Raw genomic sequence first — 22,909 nt, forward strand, 5'->3', positions numbered from 1 at the left:
GTAGAATCGCCGCCGGTTCACACGAGGTTTATCCATGCACGATCCCCACAGCGAACGCATGAGTGGCAGCGAGACCCGCGCCGCAGGCGGCCTGGCCCTGGTGTTCGCCTTCCGTATGCTGGGCATGTTCATGGTCCTGCCGGTACTGGCGACCTATGGCATGGACCTGGCCGGTGCCACCCCGGCACTGATCGGCCTGGCCATTGGTGCCTACGGCCTGACCCAGGCTTTCCTGCAGATCCCGTTCGGGGTGATTTCCGATCGCATCGGCCGTCGCCCGGTGATTTACCTGGGCCTGGTGATCTTTGCCCTGGGCAGCGTGCTGGCGGCCCAGGCCGACTCGATCTGGGGGGTGATTGCCGGACGCATCCTGCAAGGCGCCGGGGCGATTTCTGCCGCGGTCATGGCCTTGCTCTCGGACCTGACCCGCGAACAGCACCGCACCAAGGCCATGGCCATGATCGGCATGAGCATCGGCCTGTCGTTTGCCGTGGCCATGGTCGTCGGCCCGCTGGTCACCCGTGCCTTTGGCCTCTCGGGGTTGTTCCTGGCCACCGCGGCCATGGCCGTAGTCGGTATTGCGATCATTGCCTTTGTCGTGCCGCCGTCCCACGGCGCGTTGCAGCATCGTGAGTCCGGGGTCGCCAAGCAGGCGCTGATGCCGACCCTGCGCCACCCGGACCTGCTGCGCCTGGACGTGGGCATCTTCGTCTTGCATGCCATTCTGATGGCCAGTTTCATCGCTTTGCCGCTGGCTTTCGTCGAGCGCGGCGGCCTGCCGAAAGAAGAGCACTGGTGGGTGTACCTGACCGCCTTGCTGATTTCATTCTTTGCAATGATCCCGTTCATCATCTACGGCGAAAAAAAGCGCAAGATGAAACGTGTCCTGCTGGGCGCGGTCAGTGTGTTGATGCTCACCGAGCTATTCTTCTGGCTGTCAGCAGACAACTTGCACGAACTGGTGATCGGCACCGTGATATTCTTCACCGCCTTCAACCTGCTGGAGGCATCCTTGCCTTCACTGGTAAGCAAGGTGTCGCCCGCCGGCGGCAAGGGCACGGCCATGGGGGTATATTCCACCAGCCAGTTCCTTGGTGCCGCGTTGGGAGGAATTCTCGGTGGCTGGTTGTTCCAGCACGGTGGCCTGAGCACGGTGTTCCTTGGCTGCGCAGCGTTGTGTGCCCTGTGGTGGGTCGTGGCGCTGAGCATGCGTGAACCGCCGTACGTGACCAGCCTGCGCATGCCGTTATCGGCCGAGGCGGTACGGGAAGCGGGGCTGACCGAGCGGCTGATGGCCGTCCCGGGTGTGACCGACGCAGTGGTGGTGGCCGATGAAGCCGCCATCTATATCAAACTTGATACACAAATTTTGGATCGCACGACCCTGGAACGCCTGGTAAACCCGGCTTCCTCCGCGTGCGAAGCCTAGGAGAACGTTATGGCCCGTGGGGTTAACAAAGTCATTCTGGTCGGTACCTGCGGCCAGGATCCCGAAGTCCGCTACCTGCCCAACGGTAACGCCGTGACCAACCTGAGCCTGGCTACCAGCGAGCAGTGGACCGACAAGCAGACCGGCCAGAAGGTCGAGCGCACCGAATGGCACCGCGTATCGATGTTCGGCAAAGTTGCCGAAATCGCCGGTGAATACCTGCGCAAAGGCTCGCAAGTCTACATCGAAGGCAAGCTGCAGACCCGCGAGTGGGAAAAGGACGGCATCAAGCGTTACACCACCGAAATCGTTGTCGACATGCAGGGCACCATGCAGCTGCTCGGCGGCCGCCCGCAGAACCAGGACGGCGCCCCGCAAGGCGGCAACAATTACAACCAGGCGCCACGCCAACAGGCTCCGCGTCCACAGCAGTCCGCGCCGCAACAGCGCCCGGCGCCTCAGCAGGCCGCACCGCAGCCGGCTCCGGACTTCGACAGCTTCGATGACGATATTCCGTTCTGATTCGCCACGCTGACCGCAATACCCTCAAAACGCCCGGTGCATCGCATCGGGCGTTTTGCTTTTTGTCGACCGACAATCCGTTTTCATCCCGCTCCCGGGAATCTTGACTAGAGTGACAGTTGGCGGCCATCAATCTGCCGCCACCGTGATCGTTTCAAGAGACGCCGGCAACGTCCCGCGCGTCCACCACCTGATCAGGAGTGCACGATGGATCTCAACCGTCGGCAGTTCTTCAAGGTCGCAGCAGTTGGCCTTGGAGGCTCGAGCCTGGCAGCGTTGGGCATGGCCCCGACACCTGCCTTCGCCGAGCAGGTGCGCCACTTCAAGCTGGCGCACACTAAGGAAACGCGCAACACCTGCCCCTATTGCTCGGTCGGCTGTGGCCTGATCCTGTACAGCCAGGGGGACGGCGGCAAGAACGTTACGCAGAACATAATCCATATCGAAGGCGACGCCGACCATCCGGTGAACCGCGGTACGCTGTGCCCGAAAGGCGCCGGCCTGCTCGACTTTATCCACAGCCCCAGCCGCCTGCAGTACCCGCAAGTGCGCAAGCCCGGCAGCAGCGAGTGGACGCGGGTGTCCTGGGATGAGGCGCTGGACCGTATCGCCGATCTGGTCAAGACCGACCGCGATGCCAACTTCATCGAGAAGAACGCCCAGGGGCAGACGGTCAACCGTTGGCTGACCACGGGTTTTCTGGCGGCATCGGCGGCGTCCAGCGAAGCCGGTTACCTGACCCACAAGGTCATTCGCAGCCTGGGCATGCTGGGGTTCGATAACCAAGCGCGTGTCTGACATGGCCCGACGGTGGCAAGTCTTGCCCCGACGTACGGCCGTGGTGCCATGACCAACCACTGGACCGATATCGCCAACGCGAATCTGATCCTGGTGATGGGCGGCAACGCTGCAGAAGCGCACCCGTGCGGCTTCAAATGGGTGACCGAAGCCAAGGCCCATAACAAGGCCCGGCTGATCGTGGTCGACCCGCGGTTTACCCGTACCGCGTCGGTGGCCGATTACTACGCGCCGATTCGCACCGGTAGCGATATCGCCTTCATGGGGGGCCTGATCAATTACCTGCTGAGTAACGACAAGATCCAGCACGAGTACGTGCGCAACTACACCGACGTGTCGTTTATCGTCAAAGCCGGCTTTGGCTTCGAGGATGGCCTGTTCAGTGGCTATGACGCGGCCAAGCGCAGCTACACCGACAAGTCCGGCTGGGGTTACGAGCTGGGCGAGGACGGCTTTGCCAAGGTCGACCCGACCCTGCAGGACCCGCGCTGCGTCTACCAGCTGATGAAGCTGCACTACAGCCGCTACACCGCGGAACTGGCGAGCATGACCTGCGGCATGCCGCAAGACCGCATGCTGAAGATCTGGGAAGAGATCGCCACTTGCTCGCAACCGGGCAAGACCATGACGATCCTCTATGCCCTGGGCTGGACCCAGCACTCGATCGGTGCGCAGATCATTCGCAGTGCGGCGATGGTGCAACTGCTGCTGGGTAACGTCGGCATGCCCGGTGGCGGCGTCAATGCCCTGCGCGGGCACTCCAACATCCAGGGCCTGACCGACCTCGGCTTGCTGTCCAACTCGCTGCCGGGCTACTTGACCCTGCCGGGCGATGCCGAGCAGGACTACGACGCCTACATCGCCAAGCGGGCGCTCAAACCGTTGCGGCCGGGGCAGCTGTCGTACTGGCAGAACTACGGCAAGTTCCACGTCAGCCTGATGAAGGCCTGGTATGGCGCCAATGCCAGCGCCGAGAACCATTGGGGCTACGACTGGCTGCCGAAGCTGGATATTCCCGGTTACGACGTGCTGAAGATGTTCGACCTGATGGGCCAGGGCAAGGTCAACGGCTACATGTGCCAGGGCTTTAACCCGATTGCCGCGTTGCCGGACAAAAACCGCGTGACTGCGGCCCTGAGCAAGCTCAAGTGGCTGGTGGTGATGGACCCGCTGGCCACCGAGACCTCGGAGTTCTGGCGCAACGTCGGGCCCTATAACGACGTGCAGAGCGAGGCTATCCAGACCGAAGTCATCCGCCTGCCCACCACCTGCTTTGCCGAAGAGGACGGCTCGCTGGTCAACAGCAGCCGCTGGTTGCAATGGCACTGGAAGGGCGCCGACGGCCCGGGGGAAACCCGCACCGACGTGCGCATCATGAGTGAGCTGTTCCTGCGCCTGCGCAAACGCTACCAGACCGAAGGCGGCGCCTTTGCCGAGCCGCTGTTGAACCTCAGCTGGCCCTACAAGGTAGCCGATGAACCGTCGCCCGAAGAACTGGCCAGGGAGCTCAACGGCAACGCCGTCAGCGACCTCACTGATGCCACTGGCGCTACCCTCAAGGCCGGCCAGCAGTTGTCCGGTTTTGCCCAGCTCAAGGATGACGGCAGTACTGCTTCTGGCTGCTGGATCTTCTGCGGCAGCTGGACCGAGCAGGGTAACCAGATGGCCCGGCGCGACAACAGCGACCCATTCGGCATGAAGCAGAACCTCGGCTGGGCCTGGGCCTGGCCGGCCAACCGGCGGATCCTCTACAACCGCGCCTCGGCCGACCCGCAAGGCAAGCCGTGGGACCCGAACAAGCGCCTGGTGTGGTGGAACGGCAAAGCCTGGGGCGGCACCGATACCCCGGACTACAAGGCAGACGTGCCGCCAGAGGCCGGCATGAACCCGTTCATCATGAACCCTGAAGGGGTGGCGCGCTTCTTTGCCGTCGACAAGATGAACGAAGGCCCGTTCCCCGAGCACTACGAGCCTTTCGAAACGCCGATCGGCATCAACCCGCTGCACCCGAACAACAAGCAGGCGACCAGCAACCCGGCCGGGCGCATCTTCGATTCGGTGTGGGACACCCTTGGCCAGGCCAAGGATTTCCCTTACGCGGCGACCAGTTACCGGCTGACCGAGCATTTCCACTTCTGGAGCAAGCACTGCAAGCTCAACGCCATTGCCCAGCCCGAGCAGTTTGTCGAGATCGGCGAAGTGCTGGCGCAAGAGAAGGGCATCGTCGCCGGCGACCGCGTGCGGGTCACCTGCAAGCGCGGGCATATCGAGGCGGTGGCGGTGGTCACCAAGCGCATCCGGCCGCTGCAGGTCAACAACCAGACCGTGCACCAGATCGGCATTCCGCTGCACTGGGGCTTCACCGGCAGTACCCGCCACGGCTACCTGACCAACACCCTGGTGCCGTTCCTCGGTGATGGTAATACGCAGACGCCGGAATCGAAGTCGTTCCTGGTCAACGTGGAGAAAATCTGATGGCTAGCCAAGACATCATCGCCCGTTCGGCCACCACCACGCCGCCCTCGTCGATCCGCCAGCTGGAGGAGGTGGCCAAGCTGATCGACACCACCAAGTGCATCGGTTGCAAGGCCTGCCAGGTGGCCTGTTCGGAGTGGAACGAGCTGCGAGACGAGGTCGGTCACAACCATGGCACCTACGACAACCCCCAGGACCTGAGCGCCGAAACCTGGACGCTGATGCGCTTTACCGAGCACGAAACCGGCGACGGCAACCTGGAGTGGCTGATCCGCAAGGACGGTTGCATGCACTGCGCCGATCCCGGTTGCCTGAAGGCCTGTCCGAGCCCGGGGGCAATCATCAAGCATGCCAACGGCATCGTCGATTTCAACCAGGACCACTGCATTGGCTGCGGCTACTGCATCACCGGCTGCCCGTTCAACATCCCGCGAATCTCGCAGAAGGACCACAAGGCCTACAAGTGCACCCTGTGTTCCGACCGGGTGTCGGTGGGGCTGGAGCCGGCCTGTGTGAAAACCTGTCCGACCGGCGCCATTGTCTTCGGCAGCAAGCAGGACATGAAGGAGCACGCCGCCGAGCGCATCGTCGACCTCAAGTCGCGGGGTTTCGACAACGCCGGCCTGTACGATCCCGATGGTGTCGGCGGCACCCACGTGATGTACGTGCTGCACCATGCCGATACCCCGCGTTTGTACGCGGGCCTGCCGGACCAGCCGATCATCAGCCCGCTGGTAGGCCTGTGGAAAGGCGTGACCAAGCCGCTGGCGCTGCTGGCCATGGGCGCGGCGGTGCTCGCCGGGTTCTTCCACTATGTGCGCGTCGGCCCGCAGCGGGTCGAAGAGGACGAGCACCCGAGCCCTGCGGATACCAGTGTGCAGGTGGTCGACCCGGCGGTGCATGTCTATGACCCGAACCGGCCGGGCGGGCAAGGGGAGGAACGACCATGAACGACAAACCTATCCTGCGCTACAACGCCAACGAACGGACCAATCACTGGCTGGTGGCGATCCTGTTCATCATGGCCGGGTTGTCGGGGCTGGCACTGTTTCACCCGGCACTGTTCTGGCTCAGCCATCTGTTCGGCGGCGGGCCGTGGACACGGATTTTGCATCCGTTCATGGGCGTGTTGATGTTCGTGTTTTTTGTTGGCCTGGTGCTGCGTTTCTGGCGGGCGAACTACTTCATCGCCAACGACCGCCTATGGCTCAAGCGTATCGACCGGGTGATGCGCAACGAAGAGGAGGGCGTACCGCCAATCGGCAAGTACAACCCCGGGCAGAAGCTGCTGTTCTGGACCTTGCTGCTGTGCATGCTGGTGCTGTTGATCAGCGGCGTGGTGATCTGGCGGGCCTACTTCAGCAGTTATTTCGGTATCGGTTCGATTCGCCTGGCGACCCTGGCGCACGCCCTGGCGGCGTTCGTGCTGGTGCTGAGCATCATCGTCCATATTTACGCCGGGATCTGGATCAAGGGTTCGGTCAGCGCCATGCTGCATGGCTGGGTCAGCCGCGCCTGGGCGAAAAAACACCATGAGTTGTGGTATCGGGAAGTGACCGGCGACAAACAGCCGCCACCGCCGATCAATAAAAAAGGATGAGCGCTTGAGTACTCTTCTGGAACCCGGGCAGATCGAAGCGGCGGCCAGCACGCCGCCGTTTCTCTACCTGCCGCCGAAGAACCTGTTCGCCCTGCGTGCGCAGCGCCTGGAGCAACTGGCCGAGGGCAACCCGCTGGCGGATTACCTGCGTCTGCTGGCCGGCCTCTGCCATGTGCAACAGAGCCTGCTCGACCAGCCGCCTGCCGCAGCTCCCAGCGACAGCGAACGCCAGCGCCTGTGTGTCGAGCATGGCTTGCCGCCGCTGGCTGCCGACAGCCTGGTGCGCGACGGACACTGGCTGGCTTATCTACAGGCGTTGTTGCAGCGCTATCCGGCTTCGAGTGGCGCCGTGGCCGATGCCGTGTCTGTGCTGCAATGCGCCGCCGATGAGCAGCGCAAGCTGTGGGCCATCGCCTTGCTCACAGGTTCGTACAGCCTGGTGCCGGCGGCGCTGGTGCCGTTCCTGGGCGCGGCACTGCAGGCGGCCTGGAGCCATTGGCTGCTGAGCCTGCAGGGGGGCGAACTGAAAGCGGCGGACAGCCTCTGCCAATGCCCGGCCTGTGGCTCGCCGGCCATGGCCGGGGTCATCCGCCATCGCGGCAAGTACAACGGCCTACGTTACCTGGTGTGTTCGCTGTGTGCCTGCGAATGGCATGTGGTGCGGGTCAAATGCGTGTACTGCGAACAGAGCAAGGGCCTCAAGTACTTCAGCTTCGAGGATGACCACTACGCCAGCGCCAAGGCGCCGCTGCAGGCCGAATGCTGTCCGGGCTGCAACACCTACCTCAAGCATATCTACCTGGAAAACGACGCCGATGCCGAAGCACTGTCGGCCGACCTTGCCAGCCTGGCGCTGGACCTGCGCCTGGATCAGGAAGGCTTCCAGCGCCTGGCGCCGAACCTTTTGCTGGCGCCGGGAGGGGAGTGAGATCGGGTCTACACTGAGGTTTTGCCCATGGCCAGCGCCCACTGAAGTTGAGAACCGTCTGCATGCCGTCCAACCTCGCCAAGCTCCCGATCCGCCTGCCCTCCATCGACACTCTGTTGCGTCACCCCGCCAGCCAGCCGCTGACCGAGCGCTATGGCCGCGACGCGCTGCTGGCGACCTTGCGCCAGTTGCTCGACGACCTGCGCGAGGACGCCCGGCTTGGTCTGCTGGACGCCGCCGAACTGGCCGCGCCGGTGCTGCTCGGCCGCGCCGGCGAGCGCCTGGTGGTTCGCCACCGCAGCCAGGTGCGGCGGGTCTTCAACCTCACCGGCACGGTGCTGCACACCAACCTGGGCCGGGCCTTGCTGCCCGAGGAAGCTATCGATGCGGTGCAACTGGCGGCCCGCTATCCGCTCAACCTCGAGTTCGACCTGGCCAGCGGCAAGCGCGGCGATCGCGATGACCTGATTGAAGGCTTGATCCGCGAGCTCACCGGCGCCGAAGCCGTCACCGTGGTCAACAACAACGCCGCTGCCGTACTGCTGGCGCTCAATAGCCTCGGTGCGCGCAAAGAGGGGATCATCTCGCGCGGTGAGTTGATCGAGATCGGTGGCGCTTTTCGCATTCCCGACATCATGGCCCGCGCCGGGGTCAAGCTGCATGAGGTGGGCACCACCAATCGCACCCATGCCCGCGATTACGAGGCGGCCATCGGCCCGCGCAGCGGCCTGTTGATGCGCGTGCATTGCAGCAATTACAGCATTCAAGGCTTCACCACCCAGGTGCCGACCGCAGAACTGGCGCGCTTGGCTCATCGCCATGATTTGCCCCTGCTCGAAGACCTCGGCAGCGGCAGCCTGCTCGACTTGAGCCGCTGGGGCCTGCCGGCCGAGCCGACTGTGCGCCAGGCCCTGGCCGATGGCGCCGATCTTGTCACCTTCAGCGGCGACAAGCTGTTGGGCGGGCCACAGGCTGGCATCATTGTCGGGCGCAAGGACTTGATCGCGCGGATCAAAAAGAACCCGCTCAAGCGCGCCTTGCGGGTCGACAAGCTCACCCTCGCAGCGCTTGAGGCGGTGCTGGGCTTGTACCGTAATCCTGATCAACTGGCCGAGCGCCTGCCCAGCCTGCGCCTGCTGACCCGGCCGCAGGCCGAGATCCACCAGCAGGCCGAGCGCTTGCAGCCAGCGTTGGCGCAACAGCTGGGCGAGCAGTGGACGGTCAGCGCAGAGCTTGCATTGGGCATGATCGGCAGTGGCAGCCAGCCGGTGGCGCGCTTGCCTAGTGCGGCCTTGTGTGTGCGCCCGCAGGTGTCCAAGCGCCTGCGCGGTCGCGCCTTGCATGGCCTGGAACGCGCGCTGCGGGCCTTGCCGATTCCAGTGCTCGGGCGCATCGATGACGATGCGCTGTGGCTGGACCTGCGCCAGCTCGATGATGAAGCCGCGTGGCTGGCGCAACTGGCGCAGGTGCAGGCGTGATTATCGGTACCGCCGGGCATATCGACCACGGCAAGACCGCTTTGCTCGAGGCCCTGACCGGCCAGGCGGGCGACCAGCGCCGGGAAGAGCGCGAGCGCGGCATGACCATCGACCTCGGTTATCGTTATGCCGCCCTCAGCCCTGGCGCAGCTCTAACCGGCTTTATCGACGTGCCCGGTCACGAGCGGTTTATCCACAACATGCTCGCTGGCGCCCAGGGCATCGACCTGGTGCTGCTGGTCGTGGCCGCCGATGACGGGGTGATGCCGCAGACCCGCGAGCACCTGGCGATTGTCGAGCTGCTGGGCATTCCCCAGGCCTTGGTGGTGATCAGCAAATGCGACCGGGTCGAGCCGCAGCGGCTGCAGGAAGTGCAAGCCCAGGTCAGCGTGCTGCTGGCTGCCGGGCCGTATGCGGGGGCATTGCAGTTTGCAGTTTCCAGCGTCACTGGCGAGGGCATCGAGGCGCTGCGCCAGGCCTTGCTGGCGGCTCAGGCTGAGGTTAGCCAGCGCAGCAGCCAGGGCGGTTTTCGCCTGGCCATTGACCGCGCTTTTGCGGTTGCCGGTGCCGGCATCGTGGTCACCGGCACGGCGCTGGACGGGCGTGTGCAACTGGGCGACAGCCTGCTGCTCGGCAAAGCCGGCAAGCCGGTGCGGGTGCGTGGCCTGCATGCGCAGAACCAGGCCGCCGTCGAGGCCCAAGCCGGGCAGCGGGTGGCCTTGAACATCAGTGCCGAGCGCCTGGCCCTTGAGCAGATTCACCGCGGTGACTGGCTGCTTGCCGAGTGGCTGCATGCGCCGACCCAGCGCGTGGACATCGAGCTGCAACTGCTGGCCAGCGAACTGCGCGCCTTCGAGCACTTCAGCCCGGTGCATGTGCACCTGGGCACCCAGGATGTCACCGCCCGGGTAGCGTTGTTGCAGGGCGAGCATGTGCTACCGGGCAAGCGCATGTTCGCCCAACTGCTCACCAATGCACCGGTACAGGCGGTGCACGGTGATCGCCTGGTGCTGCGTGACCAGCGTGCGCAACGTACCCTCGGTGGCGGCCGGGTGCTCGATCCCTTTGCACCTGCGCGCCAGCGCCGCAGCGAGGCGCGCATTGCCCAGTTGCAGGCCCTGGCTGGCGCCGACAGCCTTGAGCAGGCCTTGCCGGCGCTGCTGGCCAGTGATGACCTGGGCCTCGACCCGCAACGCCTGGAGCGCCAGTTCAATCGCCTGCGCAGCCGCTGGCAACTGCCGGCCAATGTCCAGGTAATCGCCACTCGCCAAGGCCCGCTGCTGTTCACCGATGAGCATTGGCAAACATTGCAAACGGCGTTGCTGGAGGGGCTGGCGCGGTTTCATGAACAGGAGCCGGACCAGCTCGGTCCTGATCGTGATCGCTTGCGCCGCTTTGTTGGCCTGACCCTTGAGCGCCCGGCCTTCATCAGCCTGGTGGATGAACTGCTCGCCAGCGGCAGGTTGGTCAGCAGCGGGCCCTGGCTGCACCTGCCCGAGCACCAGATACGCTTGAGCGATGCTGACTCGCAGCTGTGGAGCCAGGTGCAGCCATTGCTGGTCGAGGGGCTGTTCGACCCGCCCTGGGTACGCGACCTGGCCAGGTCGCTACAAGTCGATGAAGCCGAGGTGCGCCTGTTGCTGCGCAAGCTTGGGCGTTTGGGCCAGGTGCACCAGGTGGTGCGCGATCTGTTCTATCCTGAGGCCACGATCCGGCAAATGGCGGCTATGCTCTTGCAGCTGGCCAGCGACGATCCGGTGGTGCAGGTGGCGGCGTTTCGCGATGTGCTGGGGATCGGGCGCAAGCGCAGTGTGCAGATACTCGAGTACTTCGACCGCATCGGCCTGACCCGGCGTGTCGGTGACCGACGCCAGGTTCGCGCCGACAATGCCCTGGCCCAGGCGCCGGGGCAGTAACCCGTTCAAGGAAGGCAATCGCGCCCGGTGGCGCGGCCGGGCTTCAAACCCGGTTGGGGACGGCAGCCGTTCCCGGGCAGGTTCGACTCCCGCTGCCTTCCGCCATTTCTACTGGGCGCGCTCGCCGCACAGGTCCTGGGCGAACCAGTGTTCCGCCGCTTGCACATCGAGCCCGGCACCGAGCAAAGCGAACATCTTGCCCAGCGCCGCTTCGCGGGTCATGCCGCCGGCGCTGACCAGGCCGGTATCGCGCAGGCGGCTGCCGGCCGCATAGGTGTCGAAGTGCACCGCGCCTTCCGGACACTGGCTGATGGCCGCAATCAACACCCCGCCTTGGCGGGCGTCGTGCAGCGCATCGAGCAGGTCCTGATCGTCCGATGGCCCGGTGCCGCTGCCGTAGCACTCCAGCAGCAAGCCCTGCACGCCGCTAGAGAGCAGGCCGCGCAGATGGCCGACCTGCAGCCCGGGGAACACCGGCAGCACCATCAGGTTTACCGGTTGGCGTGGCTGGCGGTAATCCAGGCAGGCCGGGAGCGACTCGGCGCGTTGTCCATCGCGCTCACGCGGCAGCGCGGCGAAGGCATCGAAGGCTTCGCTGCGCAGCTTCGACGTGCGCGCGCCGTGCAGCAGCTGGCCGTGGAAATACAGCTGCACGCCATTGTCGATACCGGATGCCATCACCCGCAGGGCGCCGCAAAGGTTGTCCCAGGCGTCGCTGTCGGCGGTGCCGGCCGGCAACATCGAGCCGGTCAGCAGTACCGGTACTGGCAGGCCGAGCAGCAAAAACGACAGCGCCGCTGCGGTGTAGGCCAGGGTGTCGGTGCCGTGCAGCAGCAGGATACCGTCGTGGCCATCGCGCTCCACCGCTTCGACAATCGCCTCGCGCATGGCCAGCCAGTTGCTTTGCTGCATGTTGGCGCTGTCGATCAATGGCCGCAGTTCGCGCAGCCGCCAGCTCAACAGCGGTGCATCGGCCATTTGCTCCAGGTGCTCGCGCATACGCGCTTCAAAGCCGCCGGCAGGCGCCAGACCCTGCGGGGTTTGCAGCATGCCGATGGTGCCGCCGGTGTACAGCACCAGAAGGTTGTTGACGGCGCGCATGTCAGCTCTGCGTCTGTGCGTTGGCGACGTTGACGTCGGTCCGGGTCTCGACCTGCGGATTCACTGGCCAGGCGGCCGGGTCCAGGTCCAGGTCGGAAAACTTCGACGCATCGAACACTGGCTGGGCGATACCGGCGCGGCGCTGTTCGTCGTAGTCGCGCATCACCCGCAGGCCGACCTTGAACAGCAGCGCCAGGGCTACCAGGTTGACGAACGCCAGGCAGGTCATGGTGATGTCGGCGAAAGCGAACACGGTCGACAGGTTTTGCACCGAACCCCAGAGAATCAGCAGCAGTACCAGGCCGCGGTAGCCCAGCAGCACCAGGCGGTTGCGGGTGAAGAACTGCAGGCTGGTTTCGCCCAGGTAGTAGTTGTAGAGGATGCAGGTGAAGACGAACAGCGACAGCGCGACGCTGACGAAAATCCGTCCCCAGTCACCGACTACCGCAGCCAGGGAGTTCTGGGTCAGGGCAATGCCGTCACCTTCAAAGCCTGGGGTGTAGAAGCCCGACAGCAGGATCAGCAGTGCGGTGCAGGTGCAGATCACGAAGGTGTCGAGGAACACGCTGAACGCCTGGACCACACCTTGGGCGGCCGGGTGTTTCACCGCGGCCACGGCGGCGACGTTCGGCGCACTGCCAAGGCCGGCTTCGTTGGCGAACACGCCACGTTTGACGCCCATGACGATAGCGCTGCCGAGCAGGCCGGCAAAGGCCGGATCAAGGCCGAAAGCGCTCTTGACGATGGTTTCGAGCATGGCCGGCACGTGTTCGATCTGGGTGAAGATCACGTACAGGGTCACGCCGATGTAGGCCAGGGTCTTGACCGGGACCAGCAGGTCGGACACCGAGGCGATACGCTTGATACCGCCGATGAACACCAGGCCGAGCAGGGCGGCGAGGGCGATACCGGTGTATTTCGGCTCGAAGCCGAAGGCGTTCTGCAGCGAGTGGGTCACGGTGTAGGACTGCAGGCCATTGAAGGTAAAGCCGTAGGTCACCAGCAGCAGAATCGCGAACACCATCGCCATCCAGCGCAGCTTCAGGCCGTGCTGGATGTAGTAGGCCGGGCCGCCACGGTACAGGCCGTCGCCGTCGCTACGTTTGTAGACCTGGGCCAGGGTGCACTCGAAAAAGCTGCTGGACATGCCCACCAGCGCGGTCACCCACATCCAGAACACCGCGCCCGGGCCGCCGAGGGTCACGGCGATGCCGACACCGGCGATGTTACCGGCACCGACGCGGCCGGCCAGGCTCAGCATCAGCGCCTGGAACGAGCTCAGCTGGCCTGCCTGGCCGCGCAGGGATTCCTTGAAGACGCTGAACATGTGGCCGAAATGGCGGAACTGGACGAAACGGGAGCGCAGGGTGAAGTAGCTGCCGAGTCCGACGATAAGCACGATGAGGAGTTTCCCCGAGAGGAAATCGTTGAGCGCTTCGAGCATGAAATGACCTCGATTCTTATTCTTCGCATGAAAGACGACAGGCCGGCGTCGATGCGCCGTGTCCGTGGGGCGCATGGTTGGTCATGACAAGACTGGTTACAATTTCGCGGGTTGCTCTCAGTTGATGCGACTTGATGCTAAACTGGCGCCTGTCGCATCACCTGGAACAGCTCACATGAGCGAACATCTCGGCGCCAATCTCAAGCTCGCCTGCAGCCACTACCGCTCTATCTCGGAAGTTTGCCGGCAGCTGTCGATCAATCGTGCACAGTTCAACAAGTACCTGAGCGGGCAAAGCCAGCCGACGGCGTACAACCTCAAGCGCATCGGCGATTTCTTCGGTGTCGAGGATTACGAACTGGGTTTGCCGCCGGAGCAGTTCGCGCGCCTGATTGGTGCGCGCAGTACCGCCAACCAGGCGCTCAGCCACAACGATCCGCTGGCCGAGCTGCTGCGGCCGTTGCGCGAACACGCCGGCAACCTGTCGCGCTATTGCGGTTACTACTTCGAATACTCCAACTGCATGTCGGTACCCGGCTCCATCCTGCTGTCGCTGGTGCACCTGCGCGAAGAGCGCGGCAGTTTTCTGTTCGAGCGCCAGGAGCGTCAGGAGCGCTCCAGCAGTACCGATGTGCAGGCCGAAGACTGGGTGCGCTGCCGTTACCTGGGCGCGGCGTTCCAGTTGCAGGACCGCCTGTTTCTGCTCGATTACGAATCGCTGACGGTCAACGAGATGAGCCAGACCATCCTCATTCCCAGCTTCAAGAGTCGCATCACCCGCCTCAACGGTCTCAAGACCGGGGTTTCCAGCGGTGACCGGCGCACCCCGGCCTGCACCCGGGTGGTGTGGGAGTTCCTCGGCACCGAGATCAACCGCATCAGCGCCTACCGCCAGGTCAAGCTGTACCGCCCGGACGATCCACGGATCGACGACGACGTGCGTGAACGCCTGAGCGCCGGGCCGATCCGCAACGGCCTGTTCGAGATTGAATAACCCGCTTAGCCGAGAATGAACTCGGCCACCACCTGCGCCACCTGATTGGCCACCGCCGGCTTGTCGCGCAGGTGTGCGGCAATGCCGTGATCGCAGTCGGTCAGCAGCAGGCATTCCAGGTGCGGTGCCGGCACGGCGCGCAGCAGGGCCTGGGTGACTTCTTCAGGGATCGGGCTATAGCGCTGGGCGCCGGCCAGCCACAAGGTGCCGGCCGAGGTGCCTTCGGCTTGCCCGTAGGCTTTGGAGTTGAGCCCGTCGAATTCGCCGATCACCAGCAGCACCCGGCCCGCAAACGAGCGCAGAAACTCGTAGCTGTCGCAGTCGAGAAAGCCGTAGGGCTGGCGGATCGCTGCGCTGAAGGCCGGGCCGAACGGCGCCTGGTGGGCGGCGTCCGGGTAAACCGCCGGGCAGATCAGCACCAGTTTGTCGATGGCGGGCGTTTGCGCTGCCAGTTTCAGCGCGATGGCGCCGCCCAGGCTGTGGCCGAGCAGGGTCTGGCAGCGCTCGGCGATATGCCGGTGAAAGCGCTGCGCTTCTTCCAGGTTGGTGGTCAGCGACGGCTGCGGCGCGCCGGGCTCGGCGGCCAGGCTGTGGCCGGAGAGGTTGCCGGTCAGTGAGCCGATCCCCTGCTGCTGCAGGCGATACAGCAGCGGGTTGAGGCGGGTGAAGTCCGAGCGCGCGCCACCGATCACGAACATCGGCGCAGCGCGCTCCTGGTCAGGTATAAGCAGCCGCGCCTGTTGCTGGAAACCGTCGAAGGTTTCGCTGATGAAGCGCTCGGTAGCCGGCGCGGGTTCGTCGTACTGCCAGGTGGAGCGTTGAGTCGAAATTGCTTCCAGGTGCATGGACACCGCCTATAGAAACTGATGTTGCAGCCATTCGCCAAGGGGGTTGCCGGCGCTGAGCAGCAGCTTGAGGGCCATGATGCAGCACACGCAGACCAGCAGCGGCTTGATCAGTTTAGGACCGAAATGCACCGCGCAGCGAGCCCCCAGTTGCGCGCCGACGAAGGCCGCGCAAGCCATCGCCAGGGCCAGCGGCCAGACGATCGCGCCGCTCAGGGAAAACACCGACAGCGCCCCGAGGTTGCAGGCGGCGTTGAGCAGTTTGCTGTTGCACACCGCGCGCAGCATCGGCTGGCCGAGCAGAACCACGCACGCCACCATGTAGAACGAGCCAACGCCGGGGCCGAACACCCCGTCGTAGAAGCCGATCACCGGCGCCACCGCCAGGCAGAACAGGCTGATCGAGATCCTCGCCTTGCGCTGCTGCTCGTCCGGCTTGGGGCTGAAGGCAAAGTAGGCGGCCACCAGGATCAGCAGCACCGGTACGCAGGCCTGGAGGAAACTCTTGGGCACCAGGCTCACCGACAGCGCCCCGAGGGCGCCACCGGCAAAAGCCATGGCCGCCATGGGCAGGCCGCGCTTCCAGTCGATCATGCCCTTGCGGGCAAAGGCAAAGGTGGCCGAGACCGTCGCCGAGGCGGCCTGGAACTTGTTGGTGGCGATTGCTGCCAGCGGGTCGATGCCGGCAACGAACAGCACCGGCAGGGTGATCAGCCCGCCGCCGCCGGCGATGGCATCGAAAAATCCGGCCATCAGCGCTACCGACGCCAGGGTCAGCAGCAGGGTGATATCAATTTCCATCATCGGGGGGGTCCCTTGTTCAGCCACGTACCAGCAGCGGGTCATCGTTGAGGACTATCGGGCGCGCGAATCGCGAGTAGCCGAACAGGCGCACCAGCAGGCGCCGGTTGTCCTGGAGAATGTCGCGCCCGTGTAGGGCGCGGCAGTTATTGATCAGCAAGGCGCTTTCGGGGTGGAGCACGAACGGCAAGGGCTGGGCGTCCCGGACCAGCGCCTGGAAGGCGTCGAAGGCACGGGCTGCGGCGTCGCTGGCGTGATCGTTCAACGAGAAACGATACGAGTTGTAGCGCAGGCTGAAACCGCCGTCGGGATCGAACTGCAGCATCGACGTGGCCTGGCCGGCCTCGCCTTGACCGGCGACAAAGCACTCGCTGCGGGTGAAGTCGAAGGAGGCCGAGGTCAACGCCAGCGCATGCAGGCTGCCCAGTTGCTCGATGATGGCGCGCAGCGGGATGATCCGGGTCGGTTCGCCCGCCGGGTTCCAGCGCGCGGAAAGGATCAGCGCTGACGGCGCAGGTGAGCGGCCCTCGCTGGCGGCAACCGAACAGTTGTAGGGCGCTTCGGTATGCGGGCCCAGGCGCAACCCGGCGTGAGAGCTGAGTTCGACTTCGGTGTGCTGGTGTTCGTCGGGGCGGGGCACGCTGCCGCCGCCTTTGAAGTTGCCGACCAGCCGCATGATCTGGCCTTCGTTGTCGATATCGAAGGCAAAGGCCCGGTAGTTCACCAGCTCCAGCAGCAACTGGTTGCGCGAGGCCAGGTACAGGCAGCGCTCGCTCTGAGCCAGGGTGGCCAGCTCAGGCAGATGCTCGGGCAGCGGATCGCTGCCGGGGCAGGCCATCTGCGAGCACATCAGGGCCGACAACTGGCCATCGGCAAAGCGTTGCAACACGGCCTTCTGGCTGGCGTCGAGGGTAGGGTGCAGGCGTTGTGCCCACTGGCGCGCCTGGTTGGCGACTCCGCGGGCCTGAGGACCGCCGAGTTCGGCGAGGTGCTGGCTGGCAGCTGCCAGCGTACGGGCCTGGTCCTGGTCGAAACTCAGGTACGCGACTTCCGAATCCTGCATGGGAAACATTCCTTTGTTATTGGTTTTATCTGGCAATCCGTGCCGGCCAGGGTGCAGAAAGTGCTGCTGCGCCCCGGCGAACGAATAAGCTAACTATTCTCCTGGTTAATCCATTCAGGCGAGTCAGCTCATTCCGGGCGCAGTATAGGCAGTTTCCGGATTTGTGTAAGCACAGGAAAAACCTTGCCCTCAGCGCCGCGCCGGGCAGGACGGGCGCCCCTGTGTTGGACTTCCCCTGCCGGAAACCGCAAAATGAAGGCTTTCTTCCAATAATCTGATCGGACCTGCTGACTCTATGCGAATGCGCCTGATGCTGTTGGGTGGTGGAAGTGCCCTCGGGCAAGCGCTGATTCGACTCGGGGCCGAGGAAGATATCGGCTTTCTGGCACCGCGCCCGCCGGACAGCGGCTGGGATCCGGCGAGCCTGACCCAGTTGCTCGACGACACCCGCCCTGATGCGCTGATCAACCTGGCTTACTACTTCGACTGGTTCCAGGCCGAAGCGGTCAGCGAGCAGCGCCTGGCCCAGCAGGAGCGCGCCGTCGAGCGCCTGGCCGAGCTGTGTCAGCACCACAACATCATTCTTGTCCAGCCGTCCAGCTACCGGGTCTTCGATGGCTCGCGGGCGACCGCTTACAGCGAAAAGGACGAGCCAGTGCCGCTGGGCCTGCGTGGCCAGGCCCTGTGGCGCATCGAGCAGAGCGTGCGCGCCACCTGCCCGCAGCATGTGTTGCTGCGCTTTGGCTGGGTGCTCGACGAGAGTATCGATGGCGTCCTCGGCCGCTTCCTGACCCGCGCCGAGCAACCGCAAGAACTGCTGCTGGCCGATGACCGGCGCGGCAACCCGACGCCGGTGGACGACGCTGCGCGGGTAATCCTCTCGGTGCTCAAGCAGCTCGATTGCGCCGCGCCCCTGTGGGGCACCTATCACTACGCCGGGAACGAGGCGACCACGCCGCTGGCGCTGGGGCAGGCTATCCTCACGGAAGCGGCCCAGTTGCATAAGCTGGCGGTACAGGCCCCGACCGCGCAGGCCCACGCCGCGCGCCCGGACGCCAGCGAAGAACCGCAGCATGCGGTGCTGGCCTGCAAGAAAATCCTCCACACCTTCGGCATCAAGCCCCGCGCCTGGCGCGCCGGTTTGCCGCCCTTACTGGATCGCTTCTATCGTCATGGCTGATGCCCCTATTCTGATCACCGGTGGCGCCGGCTTCATCGGTTCCCACCTCAGCGATGCGTTGCTGGAAAAAGGCTATAGCGTGCGTATCCTCGACGACCTGTCGACGGGCAAGCGCAGCAACCTGCAGATCGACAACCCCCGGCTGCAACTGGTCGAAGGTGATGTCGCCGACGCCGAACTGGTCAAGCGCGCCGCGGCCGGTTGCCAGGCGGTGGTGCACCTGGCCGCGGTCGCCTCGGTACAGGCCTCGGTGGACGACCCGGTGAAAACCCACCAGAGCAACTTCATCGGCACCCTCAACGTGTGCGAGGCCATGCGCCTGAACGGCATCAAGCGCGTGCTGTTTGCCTCCAGCGCGGCGGTGTACGGCAACAATGGCGAAGGCCAGTCGATTGTCGAAGACACGCCCAAGGCGCCGTTGACGCCTTACGCGGTGGATAAACTGGCCAGCGAGCAGTACCTGGACTTCTACCGCCGCCAGCATGGCCTGGAGCCGGTGGTGTTCCGCTTTTTCAATATCTTCGGCCCGCGCCAGGATCCTTCCTCGCCGTATTCCGGGGTTATCAGCATCTTCTGCGAGCGCGCCCTGAACGGCACGCCGATCACCCTGTTTGGCGACGGTGAGCAGACCCGCGATTTTCTCTATGTTGGCGATCTGGTCACGGTAATGGTCCAGGCGCTGGAGTTGGCACAGGTCGAGGAGGGCGCGGTGAACATCGGCCTGAACCAGGCCACTTCGCTGAACCAGTTGCTGGCGGCATTGAAGTCGGTGGTTGGCGATTTGCCGGCGATCAGCCATGGGCCGGCGCGCTCGGGCGATATCCGCCATTCGCGGGCGAACAACCAGCGCTTGCTGGCGCGTTTTGATTTCCCTGAGCCGACGCCGCTGGTGGTGGGGCTGGCGCGACTTTTAGGACGCTGAAAAGCAGCGCGGGGCAAGCCCGCTCCTACATCACGCTGTAGGAGCGGGCTTGCCCCGCGATGTGCGTTTGAAGACGCTTAGAACTTGTAACCCACGCCAACCATGTAGACCCATGGATCGACATCGACGTCGACCTTGGTCTTGCCAACGCCCAGGGCGCTCGGGCCGTCGATGGTGGCCTTGGTGTCGATGTCGACGTACCAGACCGCGGCGTTGATCAGGAAGTTGTCGTTGATCATGTAGTCCATGCCCAACTGACCGGCCAGGCCGACCGAGTCTTTCAACTTCATGTTGCTGAAGCCTTGAGCCTTGCGGTTGCTGCTCAGGTCTTCGTCAAAGAACATGGTGTAGTTCAGACCGATACCGGCGTAAGGCTGGAACTTCGACGAAGCTTCCATCGGGTAGTACTGCAGCGACAGGGTCGGTGGCAGTTGCTTGATGTCGCCCAGCTTACCATCCAGGCCAGCGCCCAGGCCCTTGACGCCCACGGTGTGCTGGAACGGAGTGGCGGCCAGCAGCTCGAGGCCGATGTGGTCGGTCAGCATGTAGGCAAACGCCAGGCCCAGCTGGGTGTCGCTGTCCAGAGTAGCCTTGGTGCCGGACATCTTGGTGCCGTCGAGCTTGATGTCGCCGCTGTTCTCGTTGGGAGCGGTAGTGATCGCACCGGCACGCAGGATGAAGTCGCCAGCCTGGTGGGCGTGGGCAACAGGGGCTGCAAGCGCCAGAGCAACGAGCGAGGCGCCAAGCAAGGACTTGTTCATGGAAGCTCCCAAAGGACGTTTAGAATTTAATGAGTCCAATGGTAAGGAGCTGACGGACGGTGACTTTTGACGCAGCTCAATGAAATCGTCAAAGGCTGACAAGCGGCCATTCATTCTAGCTCGTATGCGTAGATTTTCTCGGCTTCCATCTGATATCCGGCATCGGCCAGCTCGCTGCTGGAGGCTTTGACCTGCATCTGGCCTTCAATCCAGTACGGTTGGTAGAGGTCTTCGACCTTGACGCCGATCTCGCTGAAGATGTGAACGATCTGGTTCGACGGCGGTGGCGGTACATGAATGCAGGCGCCGTAGTAAGGCACCAGCAGGAACTCGGTGGTGCGGCCTTCTTCGCTGACCTCCAGCGGCACGATATACCCCGGCAGTTTGACCTGCTGGCCATCCAGGGCCTTGACCACCGGGGCATTGGGTGCGGTTTGCCGCGCAGCGGGTGCCGATTCGGCAGCCAGGGCGTCGCTCAGTTGCGAAAGGTCGTGCAGCGGCGCCAGTTGTGGCTGGATCACCGGCGCCCCGGCCGGGATCAGTTGCTGCCACTCCAGGGTGCGCGGTTCAGCGGCCCACAGGGGCGAGGCAATCATCAGCAGCAACAGCAGCAAGGCGCGGTTCATCGAGTTACTCACAGGTGAATGGACAGGCCGTCGGCCAGCGACTGGCGATAGGCGCGCCAGGCCGGCACGCTGCCCATCAGCAAGGCGGCGCCAAGGATGATGCCCAGCAGGGTCCATTCATGGGCGCTGGGCCAGGCCAGCGGCAGCAACAGGCCGTAATTGGCCTGCACGTAACCCTGGGCCAGGGCGATGCCGGCGTACAACAAAGCCACCCCGGCGATGATGCCGGCCACCGCCAGGGCCAGTGCTTCGAGCACCAGCAGCCCGGCAATGTGCCAGGGACGCGCGCCGACCGAGCGCAGGATGGCCATTTCCCGGCGCCGTTCGTTGAGGCTGGTGAGGATCGCCGTGAGCATGCCAATCAGGCCGGTCAGCACCACGAACAGCGAGACCACGAACAGCGCCTGCTCGGCCGTGCCCATCAGGCTCCAGAGCTCTTGCAGGGCCACGCCCGGGAGGATCGCCAGCAGCGGCTCGTTGCGGTACTCGTTGATCTCCCGTTGCAGGCTGAAGGTGGCCACCTTGTTGTTCAGGCCGAGCATGAAGGCGGTGATGGCGGCGGGCTTGAGGTCCATGTTGCGCGCCTGATCGGCGCTGATACGCCCGGCGCCGCGGGCCGGCATACCGTTGTGCCAGTCGATGTGGATGGCTTCCATACCGCCCAGGCTGATGTGCAGTGTGCGGTCGACCGGGGTGCCGGTGCGTTGCAGCACGCCGACCACGGTGAACGGTTTGTCATCGTGTTTGACCAGGCTGATGGCCGCCACGCCATGGGCCAGAACCAGCTTGTCGCCCAGCTTGTAGTGCAGGGCATCGGCCACCTCGGCACCAAGCACCACCTCGAACGGGTCGCTGGCGAAAGCGCGGCCCTCGGCCAGTTGCAGGTTCTGCTTGCGGCCGTACTGGTAGTGCTCGAAATAGCGCGCGTCGGTGCCCATCACCCGGTAGCCGCGATGGGAATCGCCCAGGGAGATGGGAATGGCCCATTTCACCCGTTTGTCGCTGGCGTAGTGTTCGAAGCTCTCCCAGCGGATGTTGTTGGTGGCGTTGCCGATGCGAAACACCGAGTACAGCAGCAGGTTCACCGAGCCCGAGCGGGCGCCGACGATCAGGTCGGTGCCGCTGATGGTGCTGGCAAAGCTGGCGCGGGCTTCGGTGCGCACCCGCTCGACCGCCAGCAGCAGGCACACCGACAGGGCGATGGCGAAGGCGGTCAAAAATGCAGTAAAGCGGCGGTTGGCCAGGCTGGCCAGGGCAAGGCGGAGCAGGTACATCAGGCCTCCAGGTCGTTGGCCGGGCGGGCCGCGCGGTTGAGTTCGGCAAGGGACAGCTGGCGGTCAAACAACGGTGCCAGGCTCTGGTCGTGGCTGACGAACAGCAGGCTCGAGCCGGCCGCACGGCATTCGGCGAACAACAGGCGGATGAAGGCTTCGCGGGTGTCGGCGTCGAGGGCTGATGTTGGCTCGTCGGCGATTACCAGCTCTGGCTGGCCGATCAAGGCCCGGGCGGCGGCAACGCGCTGTTGCTGGCCGATCGACAGGCTGCCCGCGCGACGGGCAAGCAGCGCCGGGTCTTTCAGGCCCAGGTGGGCGAGCAGGCTGGCGGCGGCCTGGTCGATGCTGCCATGGCGCTCGGCGGCGCGTTGTGCGCGGCTGCGCGAGAAGCGGCAGGGCAGTTCGACGTTCTCCCGTACCGAGAGAAACGGCAGCAGGTTGAACTGCTGGAAGATGTAGCCGGTGTGATCGACGCGAAAACGGTCGCGGGCGGCCAGCTTCAGTTCGCTCAAGTCCTGGCCGAGCAGGCGGATGCTGCCGCGATCGGGCTTTTGCACACCGCCCAAAAGGCCCAGCAGGGTGGTCTTGCCGCTGCCGCTGGGGCCTTTGAGAAACAACGATTCGCCGGCTTCCAGGCGCAGGGCGGGAATCTCCAGCAGGGGGGCTTGGCCCGGCCAGGCGAAGCCCAGGTCGGTCAGTTCAATCAGTGCCTGGCTCATAAATGAACGCCCGGGTTACCCCGGGCGTTTCGC

20 protein-coding genes and 1 tRNA gene are annotated in these 22,909 nt (G+C 64.5%); 12 read left to right on the forward strand and 9 right to left on the reverse strand.

The window, feature by feature from the left end; translation table 11 throughout:
• The first annotated feature begins 34 nt into the window (after positions 1-34).
• The 9 genes from JYG36_RS03635 (at position 35) to JYG36_RS03675 (ending at position 11,251) form a co-directional block, all read left to right on the forward strand.
• Positions 35-1,429 carry an MFS transporter gene (locus JYG36_RS03635; protein ID WP_045200021.1) on the forward strand — a complete coding sequence of 465 codons (1,395 nt, stop codon included), beginning with the start codon at positions 35-37 and terminating at the stop codon, positions 1,427-1,429.
• Positions 1,430-1,438: 9 nt separating this feature from the next.
• Complete coding sequence (locus JYG36_RS03640; RefSeq protein WP_045200019.1) at positions 1,439-1,951, forward strand: single-stranded DNA-binding protein; 513 nt, start codon at positions 1,439-1,441, stop codon at positions 1,949-1,951.
• A gap of 207 nt (positions 1,952-2,158) precedes the next feature.
• A complete protein-coding gene (fdnG, locus tag JYG36_RS03645) occupies positions 2,159-5,224 on the forward strand; it encodes a formate dehydrogenase-N subunit alpha (RefSeq protein WP_213603124.1) in 3,066 nt (1,021 codons plus the stop codon).
• Positions 5,224-6,174 carry a formate dehydrogenase subunit beta gene (fdxH, locus tag JYG36_RS03650; RefSeq protein ID WP_045200013.1) on the forward strand — a complete coding sequence of 317 codons (951 nt, stop codon included), beginning with the start codon at positions 5,224-5,226 and terminating at the stop codon, positions 6,172-6,174. The genes fdnG and fdxH overlap by 1 nt, the downstream gene beginning before the upstream one ends.
• On the forward strand, positions 6,171-6,824 hold the full coding sequence (locus JYG36_RS03655; protein WP_045200010.1) for a formate dehydrogenase subunit gamma: 654 nt from the start codon (positions 6,171-6,173) through the stop codon (positions 6,822-6,824). The genes fdxH and JYG36_RS03655 overlap by 4 nt, the downstream gene beginning before the upstream one ends.
• Before the next feature lie 4 nt (positions 6,825-6,828).
• The gene (gene fdhE / locus JYG36_RS03660; protein WP_213603126.1) at positions 6,829-7,752 is read left to right on the forward strand and encodes a formate dehydrogenase accessory protein FdhE; all 924 of its coding nucleotides are present in this window, start codon (positions 6,829-6,831) and stop codon (positions 7,750-7,752) included.
• 62 nt (positions 7,753-7,814) lie between these two features.
• Entirely contained in the window at positions 7,815-9,230 is a 1,416-nt protein-coding gene (gene selA / locus JYG36_RS03665; RefSeq protein WP_213603128.1) for an L-seryl-tRNA(Sec) selenium transferase, read from the forward strand.
• Positions 9,227-11,146, forward strand: coding sequence for a selenocysteine-specific translation elongation factor (selB, locus tag JYG36_RS03670; RefSeq protein WP_213603130.1), 1,920 nt, complete (start codon positions 9,227-9,229; stop codon positions 11,144-11,146). Before selA ends, selB begins: the two co-directional genes overlap by 4 nt.
• A 9-nt stretch (positions 11,147-11,155) precedes the next feature.
• Positions 11,156-11,251 (forward strand) — tRNA-Sec (locus tag JYG36_RS03675).
• Positions 11,252-11,254: 3 nt separating this feature from the next.
• Here the strand turns inward: JYG36_RS03675 and JYG36_RS03680 are convergent.
• Complete coding sequence (locus JYG36_RS03680) at positions 11,255-12,247, reverse strand: asparaginase (protein ID WP_093379017.1); 993 nt, start codon at positions 12,245-12,247, stop codon at positions 11,255-11,257.
• A gap of 1 nt (position 12,248) precedes the next feature.
• Complete coding sequence (locus tag JYG36_RS03685) at positions 12,249-13,691, reverse strand: alanine/glycine:cation symporter family protein (protein WP_045200000.1); 1,443 nt, start codon at positions 13,689-13,691, stop codon at positions 12,249-12,251.
• A gap of 175 nt (positions 13,692-13,866) precedes the next feature.
• Here JYG36_RS03685 and JYG36_RS03690 point away from each other — a divergent pair, with 175 nt between their 5' ends.
• A complete protein-coding gene (locus JYG36_RS03690) occupies positions 13,867-14,685 on the forward strand; it encodes a helix-turn-helix domain-containing protein (RefSeq protein ID WP_045199998.1) in 819 nt (272 codons plus the stop codon).
• A gap of 5 nt (positions 14,686-14,690) precedes the next feature.
• On the opposite strand, the gene JYG36_RS03695 is transcribed toward JYG36_RS03690, so the two are convergent.
• From JYG36_RS03695 to JYG36_RS03705, 3 genes are read right to left on the reverse strand one after another with little or no spacing between them, the layout of a single operon-like run.
• Complete coding sequence (locus tag JYG36_RS03695) at positions 14,691-15,530, reverse strand: alpha/beta hydrolase (protein ID WP_093379020.1); 840 nt, start codon at positions 15,528-15,530, stop codon at positions 14,691-14,693.
• Between the two features lie 9 nt (positions 15,531-15,539).
• The gene (locus tag JYG36_RS03700; RefSeq protein WP_045199995.1) at positions 15,540-16,334 is read right to left on the reverse strand and encodes a TSUP family transporter; all 795 of its coding nucleotides are present in this window, start codon (positions 16,332-16,334) and stop codon (positions 15,540-15,542) included.
• A gap of 16 nt (positions 16,335-16,350) precedes the next feature.
• Positions 16,351-17,394 carry a TauD/TfdA family dioxygenase gene (locus tag JYG36_RS03705; protein WP_213603132.1) on the reverse strand — a complete coding sequence of 348 codons (1,044 nt, stop codon included), beginning with the start codon at positions 17,392-17,394 and terminating at the stop codon, positions 16,351-16,353.
• A 295-nt stretch (positions 17,395-17,689) separates the two neighbouring features.
• Between JYG36_RS03705 and JYG36_RS03710 the strand changes: the two genes are divergently transcribed.
• On the forward strand, positions 17,690-18,574 hold the full coding sequence (locus JYG36_RS03710; protein WP_045199991.1) for a sugar nucleotide-binding protein: 885 nt from the start codon (positions 17,690-17,692) through the stop codon (positions 18,572-18,574).
• Positions 18,567-19,496 carry an NAD-dependent epimerase/dehydratase family protein gene (locus tag JYG36_RS03715; protein ID WP_045199989.1) on the forward strand — a complete coding sequence of 310 codons (930 nt, stop codon included), beginning with the start codon at positions 18,567-18,569 and terminating at the stop codon, positions 19,494-19,496. Before JYG36_RS03710 ends, JYG36_RS03715 begins: the two co-directional genes overlap by 8 nt.
• A 77-nt stretch (positions 19,497-19,573) precedes the next feature.
• On the opposite strand, the gene JYG36_RS03720 is transcribed toward JYG36_RS03715, so the two are convergent.
• The 4 genes from JYG36_RS03720 to JYG36_RS03735 form a co-directional block, all read right to left on the reverse strand.
• Positions 19,574-20,257, reverse strand: a complete 684-nt coding sequence (locus tag JYG36_RS03720; RefSeq protein WP_038998518.1) for an OmpW/AlkL family protein — start codon at positions 20,255-20,257, stop codon at positions 19,574-19,576.
• Positions 20,258-20,367: 110 nt separating this feature from the next.
• The gene (locus JYG36_RS03725; protein WP_213603134.1) at positions 20,368-20,883 is read right to left on the reverse strand and encodes a DUF3299 domain-containing protein; all 516 of its coding nucleotides are present in this window, start codon (positions 20,881-20,883) and stop codon (positions 20,368-20,370) included.
• Positions 20,884-20,891: 8 nt separating this feature from the next.
• The gene (locus JYG36_RS03730; protein ID WP_213603136.1) at positions 20,892-22,157 is read right to left on the reverse strand and encodes an ABC transporter permease; all 1,266 of its coding nucleotides are present in this window, start codon (positions 22,155-22,157) and stop codon (positions 20,892-20,894) included.
• Positions 22,157-22,876, reverse strand: a complete 720-nt coding sequence (locus JYG36_RS03735) for an ABC transporter ATP-binding protein (RefSeq protein ID WP_123565079.1) — start codon at positions 22,874-22,876, stop codon at positions 22,157-22,159. Before JYG36_RS03735 ends, JYG36_RS03730 begins: the two co-directional genes overlap by 1 nt.
• Between the last annotated feature and the right edge of the window lie 33 nt (positions 22,877-22,909).

Source organism: Pseudomonas sp. SORT22, from assembly GCF_018417635.1.
Classification (GTDB): domain Bacteria; phylum Pseudomonadota; class Gammaproteobacteria; order Pseudomonadales; family Pseudomonadaceae; genus Aquipseudomonas.